Genomic DNA, 15,096 nt, shown 5'->3' with positions numbered 1-15,096 from the left:
TTGTCGTGCGATTTGGAGGATCAGCGGTGGCTGGGAAACGAGAGCACCCGAAGATACTGTATCGAGGCTTCGGCAGGTTGAAGTACTTCAAGGCCAAGGGACGCGCCACCTGCATGTCCCAACAGATCTGAGCTTTTGTCCCGTCGGTTGTGCAGCATGGCATTCCAGGGCCGGATGGCAGGGCTGCTACGCGGGCCATCCTACGGGGAGTGGCGGAGGGCTTCGGCAGTCTTGGCCAACGCCCGCCGAACCCGGAAGCCAGGAATTCCGGCTTGAGTCAGTGCCGGAATAACGCAATTCTGATCCTGTAAAGGTTTCCAATTCCGGAAATCAGGTCGAATGTGCTGCCATTGATTTCAGAGAACCGTGTTTTTCTCAAAGCTGTTTCGGTGAAATAGCAAGGGCCTAAGTGTATTGGGGGTTACGCTGTCATTAACAGAGCTCTATTTTACGGATAGTGCCGGCGGAACAGACTATAACGGTGCAAGCGGTATTGAGATCGTTACAATCGGCGATCGGACGTTTGTCTTTACCGCAGCAACCTTTGCCGATGTGATCATCATTTCCGAACTGCGTGCGGACGGAACGCTGACCGAGATCGGAACCGTGCCGCAGATGTCGGGTGCCGGGCTTAACGGTGTCTCCGGTTTTGCGTCCACAGTGGTGAGTGGCACTACGTATCTCTATGCGGCAGGGGAAGTTTCTGACGCGATTACGGTCTATCAGGTCGATGCGGACGGTATGCTGACCCGCGTTCAGACCGTCTTCGACAGCGACGATACGGATCTCCAGCTGGACGGGTCGCTCGGAGAGCTGACCATTGCCACATCCGGCGGTAACCAGTTCCTGATCACCCAGGGCTATTACGATGACGGACTGAGCGTGTTTCAGATCGGTGCGAACGGCCAATTGACCAACACCGACAATATTGACGATGCCGATTCCCCGGCTCTTGCGCTGAACGGCCCCGCGGATACCGCGTTCATCGAATACATGGGCACGTCTTTTGTCTTTGCCACCGGCCATGATGAAAGCGGTGTCGGGATATTCAGCCTGTCGGCCTCTGGCCAGCTTACCCTTCTGAACAGCCTGACCGACACGGGCACTCTCGAACTCTCCCGCGCACACGGGGTCGAGGCGGCGATAATCGGTGGCACGCTTTTAATGTATGTCGCGGGCAACAGCGATGATGGCATTTCGGTCTTTTCGGTAGGTGCCGGGGGGGCTGCGGTCAACGTCTTCAACTACAGCGATTCAACGACGCTGAGCCTGAACGGTATCCAGGATCTGGACATTTTCGAGTTCGGGGGCACAACCTACCTCGCCGCAACGCTGGAAATTGATGATGGCATCACCCTGTTCTCCATCGAAGGCGATGGCAGCCTGATGCAGGTGGACAGTGTTTTCGATTCCGAAGATGCCGCATTGGAACTCGATGGCGCCGCTTATCTGGAATTCGTCGAGGTTGACGGTCAGGGCTTGCTGGTGGTGGGCGGCCTTAACGACGATGGCATCTCCGTCTTCTCGATGGACATGGGCACGGTCACAATCGAGGGCACGGCGGCTGCCGATCTTCTTGTCGGCACCGATCGCGGTGAGGAAATCGACGGCCTGCAAGGCGACGACGCCATTGTCGCCGGGGGAGGTGACGATACCGTCAATGCAGGCGAGGGCAACGATCTTGTCAGTGGCGGCGATGGCGACGATCGTATCGATGGTGACGGGGATCTGACCCAGACGGCCTCGGACGTCGTCACGGTTGCGGAAACCGGTCAGGATCTGGCGCTCTCGGTGACAATTCCCGACAGTTCCGACGGGACCAGCATTGAAATCTCGGGGATCGTGAACCGGATTCCCAACCAAGGCAGCGATTACAATATCGTCTATGTGATCGACACGTCCTCTTCGATGAGCGGAAGCTTTTCAGGAACCGAAACCGTTGGTGACCTCAACAACGATGGCCAGACCAACACATTGCTGGATGGCACCGTTGCCGCATTCCAGTCGCTGAATGACAGTCTTGTCGCGGCAGGGTTCTCCGGTTCGGACGTTGCAGTCGTCGAGTTTGCCGGAAGTGCCGTCACCACCTATAGCGGACCGGCACTTGGCGGCGTGAATGCGGTTCTGGAGGACATGAGAGCGAGCGGGAGCACGGATTTCGAAGATGCGCTTCAGCAGGCGATCCTGGCCCTTCAGGGTATGGGAAGTGGCCAGAATGTCGTTTATTTCATTTCGGATGGTGCCCATAACGGCGGCACCTATTCCGACGAGGTCGCAACGCTGATCGACGGCAACGGGCTGAATGCGACGATCAATGCCTTCGGGCTCGGCACCTCCGCCAACCTCGATCAGCTCGATCTGGTCGATGACGGAACAAGCCATGGCAGCGCCATTCGCGTGCTTGAACCGTCGACGCTGACCGGTGGTCTGACCGGTTCTCCGGTGGACACAAGCGAGGTCGACAGGCTGGAAATCTACGTCAATGGGGTCCTCGTGCGGACCGTGGACGGTGTGGAATTCTCGTCCACGCCGCTCGGCCTTCAGTATAACGCGACCATAGACGGTCTTTCGACAACCGCTGGCGACACGATCGAAGTCATTCTGGTTGCATCGGATTCAAGCGAAACGGAGGTTTCCGTTTCACTGACCGTTCCCAACGAGGCCCTCATCGTCGGGGACGATACGCTGGTCGGTGGTGCGGGCGATGACTCCCTCGATGGGGATGGCGGCAACGATACGCTGATGGGCGAAAGCGGCGATGACCTGTTGGTTGGCGGCACCGGTCATGATCTGCTCGATGGCGGGTCTGACGATGACAGGCTCTTCGGAGATGGCGGCGATGATACGCTGATCGGCGGAAGCGGGGCCGATACCTTGACGGTCGGCATTGGCGACGATGTCTACTATGTCGATGGCAGCGATCTTGTCGATGAAAGCACCGGGGGGGGCCGGCGATACGGATACCATCGTGTCCCGAACGACGATTGACCTGTCCAACCTGGGCAGCAATTTCCTCGGCGATTTCGAGGCCGTCCAACTGATCGGCACCATTGATGCAACGGCCCGTGGTGACGACGGGGCCAATTCGCTGATTGGCAACGAGGGTGATAACCTGCTTGTGGGACGTGACGGGGCTGACACGCTGTCGGGCGGTGACGGCGATGACACGCTCAACGGTGGCGCGGATGTCATCGAGGACTTCTCAAATGATCTGATCGAGATCGATCCCGCGTTCTGGTCGGGCAACCTGGCCAGTGTGCTCTCTGCCGCGGTCGTGCAGCCGGCAATCTCGTTCTGGATTTCGGTGGCGGAAACACGCTGACGCTGAACGGTGTGACAAGTACTGCGTCCCTTGCGGGCCGTATTACGGGTGGCACGCAATCTGTGGCCAGCGACCTCAATGGGGACATGACCAGCGACATTCTGTGGCGGAACGGGACGACGGGCCAGTACGGCATGTTCGAGATGCAGAATGGCAACGCGACCTGGCAGGTGCTCGGATCTGAAAGCACCGCCTGGCAGATCGCAGGTCTTGGCGATTTCGACGGGGATGGCACCGACGATATTCTCTGGCGCAATGACAGCTCCGGCGGCATCGGCTTTTCCGCCATGGGCACCGGCAGCCCGGTCTGGAATGCCTTGGGGCAGGCCAGTTCCGCGTGGGGCATCGTGGGCGTCGGCGATTTCAACGGCGACGGCACCGACGATATTCTCTGGCAGAACAGCAGCAATGGCGGCGTCGGCATGTTCGCCATGTCGGGCGGCACGGCCAGCTGGCAGACCATTGGCGGATCATCTGCCCCGTGGGAGATTGTGGCAACCGGCGACACCACCGGCGACGGGATCGACGATATCATCTGGCGGAACGCGACGACCGGCCAGGTCGGCCAGTTCGAGATGTCGGACAGCGGAACGGCCAGTTGGAGCGTCGTTGCCAATGTCTCGACCGACTGGCGGCTGGTGGGGACCGGTGATCTCGATGGCGACGGCACGGACGATTTGCTGTGGCGGCACGAGAGCACGGGCGCGGTCGGCTACTACGCCATGGGCTCTGGCACGCCGGTCTGGCAGGGCCTGGGGCAGGCGAGCTTTGATTGGGATATTGTCGGGACCGGCGATTATAATGGCGACGGAACGGACGACATCCTGTGGCGGAACATCAATAGCGGTACGGTCGGCATGTATGACATGGGGGGCGGCAGCCCAAGCTGGCAGACCATCGGCCAGGCCGGGCTGGAATGGGACGTCGAGGGCCAGTTCGTGGACGAATTCGTCTTCTGAGCCGTGCGTGGAGGAGAGCCGCTGACGTTAGCTGCGGTTCCCGTCCCTGATCGGCCCGTTACCCCGCATGGGCTGACCCGCCCTTGCACCTGTCCCGACCTGGTGCCGGAAGCCCGTCAACGCGAGGTTTCCTCCTGAAAGCTCGGTCACCCTCCGCAAGGCATTACCATCGTCGAATGCGCCTACGAGGGGAGGCCCCTCTTTCCACCCGGCAACCTCGGGGCAACCTCACAACGCCATGAATGGCTGTCCGGTTCAAGCGGGCAGTCACAAGGCAAATGCGAAAGGTCCCCCCTTCGGTGGCAACACGGGCTGTAGTGACGCCAAGTGGTTCTAAGAACTGGACAAACGAAAAAAAGGCATACTATTTTGATCTGAACCGCGCGCAGGTGGATAGCCATCGGCCGCAAAGACATTGTGAACGGAACTGTTCGGGGGAACGCCATGCCTAGCATTACACTTCAAGGGTTTGAGACTGACAACAACACCCAGATCAACGGCGACAACGCCTATGTCGGGACATCGACGTTGACGCTTACGATCTCGGAAGGCGCGAGCCTGATCTACAGCATCATCCCGAACAGCGAAACGATCGGCAACGGCCAAATCCTCGAAGCGGATATCGTACCCGTGAACGGCGCCGGCGATGTGCGTATCGACGGGATGGCGACCAGCGTGGATCTCACCTGGGTGTTCGAGGCCAGCTTCAGCAACGGGTCCAGCGCCACGATTCTTGTGCTCCAGAACTCCGCCACGGGGCGGGAGTACTTCTATCCGATCGATGGAAACCTGGCGATCCCGACCAGCCAGGCAGAATGGGATGCCATCAACGCCAGTTTCACCGGTGCCAGCTATGCGACCGGCACCTACGCGCCCAACACCGCATTCGACCCGCTGACCTTCCCGAACGGAACCGTGACCGTTGATGACTACTGGGTCGGTTACGACGACCCCGAGCTGTTCAACGGTGGCGCAGGGGATGACGACCTTTCCGGCCAGGGGGGCAATGACACAATCACCGGCGGCGCGGGGGATGACTACATCCGCGGCGGCCAAGGTGACGACTCCCTCGATGGCGGTGACGATTACGACCAGGTCGTCTATGACGATGCCACCTCCGGCGTGACCGTCAACCTTGTGACCGGTACCGCCACGGGCGGCGCGGGCAATGACACGATCGCGAATTTCGAGATGGTTCGCGGGTCGATGCATGACGACCACATCACCGGCGACTCTGGCAGCAACCAGATGCGCGGTCTCGATGGCAACGATACACTGATTGGCGGCGACGGAAATGACCGTGTCCGCTATGACCGGGACGCCAATTACGGCGGCGCTGCTGGCGTGAACGTCAACCTGATGACCGGCATTGCCATTGACGGGTTTGGCGATACGGACTCCCTCTCTGGGTTCGAACGGGTCATGGGCTCGAATTCTGGTGACACGATCATCGGCGACGATCAGGACAACGAGCTGGATGGTCTCGATGGCAATGACACCATAGCCGGCGGCGGAGGCCGCGATAACATTCGGGGCGGCGACGGCAACGATACACTCGACGCATCCGGCGGCGATTCCGCGTCCCAGGGCTATGGCGACATCATCCAGGGTGGCACCGGCAACAACACCATCATCGGTCATGCCCAGGCCTTCGCTGACCGCAGCGGTGGCGGTATCGACGTCATCTATGAAAACGTCGCGGGCACGGGCGGGGTTGTCATCACGGTCGGCGCGAACGGCACCGGGACGACCACCAGCAACAACGCCGGAGTCGTGAATGATACCTTCACCTATGCCGACCATTTCGAAGGCACGCAGGACGCGGATGTCTTCAATGGATCGAACGGCGGCTCCGGCACCGGGCAGGGCAACGAGTCCTGGGTCGGTGAAGCAGGCAACGATACGATCAACGGCAATGGCGGTTGGGACATGGTCCAGTACTGGCTCGAGGGCGGGACCAACGGGGTCAATGTGAACCTCGCGACCGGTGTTGCGACCGACAGCTATGGCGATACTGACAGCCTCAGCGGGATCGAGGGCGTTGCCGGCACCGACCGGAACGACACGCTGATCGGGGATGGTAACGACAACTACTTCGAAGACCGGGGCGGTGACGACTCGATCAATGCCGCCGGGGGCAATGACTGGATTCGGCTGAATTCCGGCAGTGATACGGTCGACGGTGGTGACGGGTTCGACACGCTGGAAATCGACCTGAACGGGTTTACCCTGCCCGCAGGCTTCGTCTATCAGCTCGACCTCACCACGGGGTATTCCGGGCAGTTGGGCAACCCGAACCTGTCGGACTCCATCTCCAATGTCGAAGCCCTGATGCTGCGCGGCAGCTATGACGCACAGGTCACGGGCGATGCCGAGGACAACCGGTTTGAGACCGGAACCGGCAACGACACGCTGACCGGCGGCGCGGGCGAGGACAGCTTCATCTACAATGGCGGCGCGGATGTAATCACCGATTTCAACGGTGATCTGATCGGAATCTCGTCCTCCATCTGGACGGGGACCGACGCGCAATTGATCGCGGATGCCACTGTTGTCAGCGGCAACCTTGTGCTCGATTTCGGGGGGGGCAACACGCTGACTCTGAACGGCATCACCGATGCCTCGGTTCTTCAGGGCCGGATCCTTGGGGCAGCAACACCTGACGTCATAAGCGATGTGACCGGTGATGGCACCTCCGACATTCTCTGGCGCAACGGCACGACGGGCCAGTACGGCATGTTCGACATGGCGGGCGGCACGCCGACCTGGAGCGTTCTGGGGGGCGAGAGCACCGCCTGGCAGATCGGCGGGCTCGGGGATTTCGATGGGGACGGCACCGACGATATCCTCTGGCGCAACGATACCTCCGGCGGCATCGGCTTTTCCGCCATGGGCACCGGCAGCCCGGTCTGGAACGCGCTCGGCACGGCCAGCGCGGCCTGGCAGATCATGGGCGTGGGCGATTTCAACGGCGATGGCACCGACGATATTCTCTGGCAGAACAGCAACAATGGCGGCGTCGGCATGTTCGCCATGTCGGGCGGATCGGCCAGTTGGCAGACGATCGGCGGCTCCTCGGCCCCGTGGGAGATCGTGGCCACGGGAGACATCACCGGTGACGGGATCGACGACATCATCTGGCGGAACGCGACGACCGGCCAGGTGGGCCAGTTCGAGATGTCCTCGGCGGGCACCCCGACCTGGAGCGTGGTGGCCAATGTCTCCAACGACTGGCGGCTGGTGGGGACCGGCGATCTCGATGGCGACGGCACGGATGACCTGCTGTGGCGGCATGAGACCAGCGGCGCTGTGGGTTACTACGCCATGGGTTCCGGTTCGCCGGTCTGGCAGGGCCTCGGGCAAGCCAGTTTCGATTGGGATATCGTGGGCGTGGGCGACTACAATGGCGACGGAACGGACGACATCCTGTGGCGGAACGTCAATACCGGCACGGTCGGCATGTACGACATGGATGGCGGGCCAAGCTGGCAGACCATCGGCCAGGCTGGCCTCGTCTGGGACGTCGAAGGGCAGTTCGTGGACGAATTTGTGTTCTGAGGGGGACGGATCAGCCGACACCGGCTGCAGGACCTGCGGATGACTGTATAGTGTCTTCGCTCTTGGCGACTACCGCTCAATTTCAGGTACGTGATACCCGAGATTGGATAAGTATCCTGCCGGGATATCAGCCTGTTGCCCGCCGCTGGTAGGCTGGTCCCCAACTGAAGAATAGAAAGCCGAGTCAGGTCCGTCGCGATGAACGCCGGCCCTGCCTCCGTCGACACATGGCAATGGTCAAATGCGATCGTCCGAATGACCCGGCGTGGTCGCTGAGCAAGGCGCAGAAAGCGGTTCTGCAGACCGTCTCGAACGAGCTTCAGCCCTGGATTGTCGCCTTGGGTGCCTTCCAAAGGGACAAGCCGGGAAAGAATTTGGGAGACTGGTCTGGAAGGCTGTCGCCTTTATCGAGAGGCGCAGGTCAGTTGCCATCTGCCGCAACCGCCATTCTGACAAGGATAGAGCAGGCAGATGACCATCCTGTCACCTGCCTGCTCCGAATCTCCATCCAGGCTTAGCGCCGCTCAGAACACAAATTCGTCCACGAACTGCCCCTCGACGTCCCAAGCCAGTGCGGCCTGGCCGATGGTTTGCCAGCTTGGCCCGCCATCCATGTCGTACATGCCGACCGTTCCGGTATTGACGTTCCGCCACAGGATATCGTCCGTGCCGTCGCCATTGTAGTCGCCCACGCCCACGATATCCCAGTCGAAACTGGCTTGCCCGAGGCCCTGCCATGTCGGCGTGCCGGAACCCATGGAGTAATAGCCCACGGCGCCCGAGCTTTCATGCCGCCACAGCAGGTCATCCGTGCCGTCGCCATCGAGATCGCCGGTCCCCACCAGCCGCCAGTCGTTGGAGACATTGGCCACCACGCTCCAGGTCGGGGTGCCCGCCGAGGACATCTCGAACTGGCCCACCTGGCCGGTCGTCGCGTTCCGCCAGATGATGTCGTCGATCCCGTCACCGGTGATGTCTCCCGTGGCCACGATCTCCCACGGGGCCGAGGAGCCGCCGATCGTCTGCCAACTGGCCGATCCGCCCGACATGGCGAACATGCCGACGCCGCCATTGTTGCTGTTCTGCCAGAGAATATCGTCGGTGCCATCGCCGTTGAAATCGCCCACGCCCATGATCTGCCAGGCCGCGCTGGCCGTGCCGAGCGCGTTCCAGACCGGGCTGCCGGTGCCCATGGCGGAAAAGCCGATGCCGCCGGAGGTATCGTTGCGCCAGAGGATATCGTCGGTGCCGTCCCCATCGAAATCCCCGAGCCCGCCGATCTGCCAGGCGGTGCTCTCGCCCCCCAGAACGCTCCAGGTCGGCGTGCCGCCCGCCATGTCGAACATGCCGTACTGGCCCGTCGTGCCGTTGCGCCAGAGGATATCGGAGGTGCCATCGCCGGTCAGGTCGCTGTCCACGTCGGTGGTGGAACTGACCCCATTCACGGTCACCGTTGCGACCGCCGATGACGTGCCGCCGTTGCCATCCGTCACTTCGTAGAGCACCTCAACGGTCGCGGACTGGCCGGTGGCGAGGTGCTGATAGGCCGTGCCCGGATCATAGGTGATCGAACTACCATCCGCCGCGATGCTGACCGTGCCGAGCCCCGATTGGATACTCGCCGATCCGACGGTCAGGGTGTCGGTCGTGTCCGGGTCGGTGTCATTGGCCAGCACGTCTATCAGAACCGCGTTGTCTTCGTCGGTGGTGGCGGTGTCGGCGACTGCCGTGGGCTGGTCATTGGCGCCCGTCACGGTCACCGTTGCGACCGCCGACGAGGTGCCGCCGTTGCCATCCGTCACCTCGTAGAGCACCTCAACGGTCGCGGACTGGCCGGTGGCGAGGTATTGATAGGCCGTGCCCGGATCATAGGTGATGGACCTGTCATCCGCCGCGATGCTGACCGTGCCGAGCCCGGATTGGATGCTGGCCGATCCGACGGTCAGGGTGTCGGTCGTGTCCGGGTCGGTGTCATTGGCCAGCACGTCGATCAGAACCGCGTTGTCTTCGTCGGTCGTTGCGGTGTCGGCGACTGCCGTGGGAGAGGTATTGATCCCCACCAGCCGCCCTTGAAGAACCGACGCATCGGTGATGCCGATCAGCGTCAGCGTGTCGCCGCCACCGAAATTGAAGAAGAGGTTGCCGTTCTGGACCTGAGCAATCGCAAGCAGTTGCGCCTGACCCCAGAACCACATGGTGGACATGTCGAGCAGATCGCCGTTGAAATCCTCGATCACATCGGCACCGCCGGTATATATGAACGTATCTATGCCCGACCCGCCATTCAGCGTGTCATTGCCGCCCCGTCCTGAAAGCGTGTCATTGCCCGCACCGGAGTCCAGACGATTGTTGTTGCCGTCTCCCCGCAGCTGATCCGCACCATTCCCCGAGATCAGGTTTTCGATGCTGAACAGCTGGTCATTGCCGAAATCGCCGGTGTTCTGCGAACCGCTGATGGCCAGATCGACCGTGGCGGACAGGGCAAAACTGGAATAGACCGCCGTGTCGGTGTCGCCGCCGCCAACCAGGGTATCGTCGCCTTCACCCCCTTCCAGAGTGTCGTCGCCGTTTTCCCCGAAAATCTGATCGCCGCCATCCCGGCCGATAAGCAGATTATCGAAATCATTGCCAATCAGCGTGTCGTTGTAGAAGCTGCCTTCGACGTTCTCCACATTGGAGATCGTGTCTCGACCCTGGCCCGTGTTCTGCCCATCCTCGTCGCGCAGATCGACCCACACAGCAGTGTCAGAAGTGGCATAAATGACGATGTCTGTCCCGTCACCACCATCTATGTCGTCATTGCCGGTGCCGCCATGCAGCCTGTCGTCGTCATTGCCGCCGCGCAGGGTGTCGTTGCCGCCCCCGCCCAGCAGAAGGTCGTTGCCGTCCCCGCCGCGCAGAACGTTGTCGCCATCTGCACCGCTTAGACTGTCGTTGCCGCTGTAGCCATCAAACACGTCCGGCAGGTCCTGGTCGGGGTCGTCAAAGTCGCGTTCCAGAAAATCGTTGACGTTGTTGGAGCCCTCAAACCATTGACCCGTGATCAGCCCCTGCATAGTGGAGATCAGCTCCTCAAGCTGGTTGCCACCAGCGCGGTCATAATCAACGTCGACCACGGGGTCGATCCCCAGTGCGGCCTGCGCGGCCCAGCCATGCCTCTCAATCCATGCCAGGAAGTCGGGAGTATTGATAATATCACCGACTTCAGGGGTAGCGTAGGCGAGACTCGGAATATAACCTGCATCTCCAATAAGGCCTGATGAATTGGCTAAATGTTGCCAAGGATCATGTAAGTACCTAATCTGTGTGGTGCTCGCGAGCTGATTAGGTTCCGTGCTGTCGGTCAAGAACTGCAGCGTCACATACCAAGCTTCGCCAAAAATCAAGGGCTCGGAAAATGCCAACTCGACGTTTGAAATTCTGACGACGATGTTCTGTTCAAGCTCGTCGCGGAGCGGGACCAGCATCGATTGAAGGTTAGCGATCGCGCCGGTAACTTCACCTCTCAGCTCTGCGGAATAGGCGCTGTCCTGCAAGGTTTCCATGATTTGCAGACGAAGAGCTGTCGCTGCGACCATCATCGGTGCGAGTGCAACCCGTTCGACCGGAGCAAAGGTGGCATAAGATGTGATGTCCGCCAATGCTTCAATAGAGCTGTCGATGGCGTTCTGACGGAGGACGGGGTCTCCGTTCCCGGCATATTGCTGCCAGTAAATCAGTGTCTGCTGCATGTCCGAATGGATACCGGATATGTATGTTTGGATGATGGTCTGTCGGTTGAGTTCAACATTTGCCACTAGGGTTTGAGTCAATGCCAGAAGCTCATCCAGCTTGGCGTTGATCTCGACCATCGGGTCTGCGCCAAAGAGGTCGTTAAAAAGTGAATATGCTTCCATACCGGCCTTGAAGGCTGAGTACGGTGATACAGTGCTTGGCGTTGGCATCTCTTCATCCCCTGTAAACCGCCTTCACACTCTCAACCGAAGAAAAACCGCAGGCAGCATTGTCAAATGACGCCAGATCAAATCCGCGCCTTCAAAGAATTCCAAAATTCCGGACAAATCAGCCGATCGCACACTGTGCGATGGATCGGGAAAGATGACCAAAACCCTATCCGCAAGGTATAGGTTTTTCCGGTTGCTTTGCAAAGAAAACCTTTTCGGTGGCGGATCACGCGCGTCCGCGCGACGGGCGAGACCCACCGAGACCGCTGCACGACGCATCAAGCGATGAAGCTGGACCGGCCTCATTGTTTGGTGCGTTGGTCTGTAGGGGCAATGGTTGGATTGGTACTGTTTTGTGGGAGGCTTGAACCGACCGTTCCGAAATTGGGCAGGTCGGTGTCCTTACCCGGCAAGGCGCCAGAAACGCCTTCGAAGGCAGCGGAAGGAGGCAAGCAATTGCCCCCTCGTCAAGCATGCCTCAGAACACGAACTCATCCACGAACTGCCCCTCGACGTCCCAGACGAGGCCTGCCTGGCCGATGGTTTGCCAGGTGGGGCCGCCATCCATGTCGTACATGCCGACCGTTCCGGTATTGACGTTCCGCCACAGGATGTCGTCGGTGCCATCGCCATTGTAGTCGCCCGCACCCACGATGTCCCAATCGAAGCTGGCTTGCCCGAGGCCCTGCCAGACCGGCGAACCGGAACCCATGGCATAGTAACCCACAGCGCCGCTGGCCTCATGCCGCCACAGCAAATCATCCGTCCCGTCGCCATCGAGATCCCCGGTCCCCACCAGCCGCCAGTCGTTGGAGACATTGGCCACGACGCTCCAGGTCGGGGTGCCCGCCGAGGACATCTCGAACTGGCCCACCTGGCCGGTCGTGGAATTGCGCCAAATGATGTCGTCGATCCCGTCGCCGGTGATGTCACCCGTGGCCACGATCTCCCACGGCGCCGAGGAGCCGCCGATCGTCTGCCAGGTCGCGGACCCGCCCGACATGGCGAACATGCCCACGCCGCCATTGCTGCTGTTCTGCCAGAGAATATCGTCGGTGCCGTCGCCGTTGAAGTCGCCGACGCCCATGATCTGCCAGGCCGCGCTGGCCGTGCCGAGCGCGTTCCAGACCGGGCTGCCGGTGCCCATGGCGGAAAAGCCGATGCCGCCGGAGGTATCGTTGCGCCAGAGGATATCGTCGGTTCCATCCCCGTCGAAATCCCCGAGCCCGCCGATCTGCCAGGCGGTGCTCTCGCCGCCCAGAACGCTCCAGGTGGGCGTGCCGCCAGCCATGTCGAACATGCCGTACTGGCCCGTCGTGCCGTTGCGCCAGAGAATGTCGGAGGTGCCGTCGCCCGTGAGGTCGCTTTCGGGGGCGCTGTCGCCAACACGGATGCGCCCTGCGAGGCCCGCGGTGCTGGTCACACCGTTGAGTGTCAACGTGTAGCCACCGCCGAAGTCGAGCACGAGGTTGCCGCTTTGCACGACTGCCGAGGCCAGCAGCGAGCTGACATCGCCAAACCAAGAGGTCAGGTTGATCCGAATAATGTCCCCGTTGAAGTCCGTGATGACGTCCTGCCCACCGGAATAGATGAACGTATCGACCGCGGCGCCTCCGGTCAGCGTGTCATTGCCGAGATTGCCATCGAGCACGTTGGCCACGTCATTGCCGATGATCGTGTCATTCCCCCGGCCACCGGTCGCATTCTCGATGACGGCCCCGGCCGCAATGGTGAAGCCGCCATGTACCCCGGTGACATAGGAGACATAGCCTCCGCCATTCGCCGAATAGGTCAGCGGGGCCTCGCGCAGGTCGATGATGGAGGACAGCAGGCCGGGATTGACGATCGTGTCAATGCCGCCGGTATCCCAGATCGTCGAGTAGTAGGCGTGGGAAAAGGCCGTCTGATTGACCGTGAACAATTCGTAGGTGTCGTTGCCATTGTTAAAGGTGGTGTTGGCCCCGTAGAGCTGCTGCAGAACCGCGATATCCATGGCCATCGGCGTGCCTTGCCAGCCGTAATTGTCCGACGGGCTGGCACCGTGCGGGGCGGTTTGCCAGCCATCGTTATAGGACATCGTCGTGTAGATGCCCTGGTTGAGGTCAAAATTGCCCAGGCTGCCAAAAGGCCCGGTGACGCCGTCCATGATGGAAGACGTGCCGCCGGTGTCATGGGGGTGCGACAGACCCATGCCATGTCCGATCTCGTGGATCATGGTGATGAACCCGTAGCCACCCTGTGCCTGGCCGAGCGTCGTCCAGCCCTGACCGCCATTGTAGAACACGCCGTGGCCGTCGAGGTTGTTGTAGGAGGTGCCGTTGATCGTCACCGAGGTGCCGCCGACGCCCCAATAGCCGAGAGAGGAGTCCGGGTCGGTGGATTCGACCATGAAGAAATCGGCCTGGTTGGGGTTCGTGACCACGTTGAAAGTCACGTTGGCCACGTTCTCGAAGGTCTCGAACGCCAGCATCGCCTGCTGCTGTTCGTATGTGCTCCAGGACGAGGTGGTCTGTGGTGTGTCAAATGGGTCATCGAAGCTGACGCCGCCGGGCACGAAGTAGACGTTGATGGTGGAGGGGGCCGTGTAGCCCCAGGTGATCGAGTCCAGCAGGTCGTTGCCAGAGGGCGGCGGCGGGTTGGTGCCTCCGCCACTCATGGTCAGGGTGTAAGTGCCGGTGTCGACCGTGCTGCCGGTATAGCCGGGGCTGTTGTAGTAGCTGTCAGCGGCGATGTAGTAGGTGCCGCTCGTCGTTGCGGTGTAGACGATCTGGGAGTTCAGGTTGCCGGTCCCCATATCGTCATTGCTTCGAACCGGGTTTGAAGACCCGTCATAGAGATAGAGATACGGATCCGTCATCGAGCCAGCGGTCATCGTGAATGTATAGGTCACGCCCGCCGTGAGGTTCACTTCGACCCAGTCCCAATCGTTGTCAAAGCCAAGCGTGCCAACGAAGGAATCGCCTGAAGACATGCCGTACACAGTGCTGGAGTTTCCCGCTGCATCGGAGGTTTCGGAGATGGTCAGCGCGTTTTCGCCGCCAGTGTCATGCAGCCAGTCGCCATCGGTTTTGAAAGGATTGAATATGGCACAGGTCAAACACATATCTGGTCTCTCCATGTTGCGTCCCGGCTGTTGCATCAATGGGCAGGAGGCGTTGGCCCCCCAACGGGACATGATCTTTTGCACAGCCAAAGGCCGCTTTGAATAATCTTCGGGGACTGGTACGTTCTGCCGAAAGCGTGTCGAAGAAAGCAGCAAGACCGGGCACAACGCGGTGGCTGCCAGGCATCTCCCCCGAAAGAACGCAACCTC

At 60.7% G+C, this 15,096-nt stretch carries 6 protein-coding genes; 4 read left to right on the top strand and 2 right to left on the bottom strand.

Translation table 11 applies throughout. The features are described from left to right. The first annotated feature begins 552 nt into the window (after positions 1-552). The 4 genes from ACOOEX_RS08205 to ACOOEX_RS08190 all read left to right on the top strand — a co-directional run bounded on the left by ACOOEX_RS08205 (position 553) and on the right by ACOOEX_RS08190 (position 7,839). A complete protein-coding gene (locus ACOOEX_RS08205) occupies positions 553-2,988 on the top strand; it encodes a VWA domain-containing protein (protein WP_420397943.1) in 2,436 nt (811 codons plus the stop codon). Next, positions 2,969-3,322 (top strand): hypothetical protein, encoded by a 354-nt coding sequence (locus tag ACOOEX_RS08200; protein WP_420397942.1) that lies wholly within the window; start codon positions 2,969-2,971, stop codon positions 3,320-3,322. Before ACOOEX_RS08205 ends, ACOOEX_RS08200 begins: the two co-directional genes overlap by 20 nt. 86 nt (positions 3,323-3,408) lie before the next feature. Then, entirely contained in the window at positions 3,409-4,281 is an 873-nt protein-coding gene (locus ACOOEX_RS08195) for an FG-GAP repeat domain-containing protein (protein WP_420397941.1), read from the top strand. A gap of 444 nt (positions 4,282-4,725) precedes the next feature. After that, positions 4,726-7,839, top strand: a complete 3,114-nt coding sequence (locus tag ACOOEX_RS08190) for a beta strand repeat-containing protein (protein WP_420397940.1) — start codon at positions 4,726-4,728, stop codon at positions 7,837-7,839. A 524-nt stretch (positions 7,840-8,363) separates the two neighbouring features. Here ACOOEX_RS08190 and ACOOEX_RS08185 read toward each other — a convergent pair. Both ACOOEX_RS08185 and ACOOEX_RS08180 read right to left on the bottom strand, forming a co-directional pair. After that, the gene (locus tag ACOOEX_RS08185) at positions 8,364-10,955 is read right to left on the bottom strand and encodes an Ig-like domain-containing protein (protein ID WP_420397939.1); all 2,592 of its coding nucleotides are present in this window, start codon (positions 10,953-10,955) and stop codon (positions 8,364-8,366) included. 1,306 nt (positions 10,956-12,261) lie between these two features. Continuing rightward, on the bottom strand, positions 12,262-14,901 hold the full coding sequence (locus tag ACOOEX_RS08180) for an FG-GAP-like repeat-containing protein (RefSeq protein ID WP_420397938.1): 2,640 nt from the start codon (positions 14,899-14,901) through the stop codon (positions 12,262-12,264). Between the last annotated feature and the right edge of the window lie 195 nt (positions 14,902-15,096).

The organism is Nioella sp. (assembly GCF_965215655.1).
Taxonomy (GTDB): domain Bacteria; phylum Pseudomonadota; class Alphaproteobacteria; order Rhodobacterales; family Rhodobacteraceae; genus Nioella.
Note: the sequence above shows the minus strand (reverse complement) of the source record. Positions and strands in the feature narration are given on the sequence as shown.

Excerpts from the sequence above, each read along its gene's own strand:
- ACOOEX_RS08195 (WP_420397941.1), top strand. The coding sequence starts at position 3,409 with ATGACCAGCGACATTCTGTGGCGGAACGGGACGACGGGCCAGTACGGC.
- ACOOEX_RS08190 (WP_420397940.1), top strand. The coding sequence starts at position 4,726 with ATGCCTAGCATTACACTTCAAGGGTTTGAGACTGACAACAACACCCAG.
- ACOOEX_RS08180 (WP_420397938.1), bottom strand. The coding sequence starts at position 14,901 with ATGGAGAGACCAGATATGTGTTTGACCTGTGCCATATTCAATCCTTTC.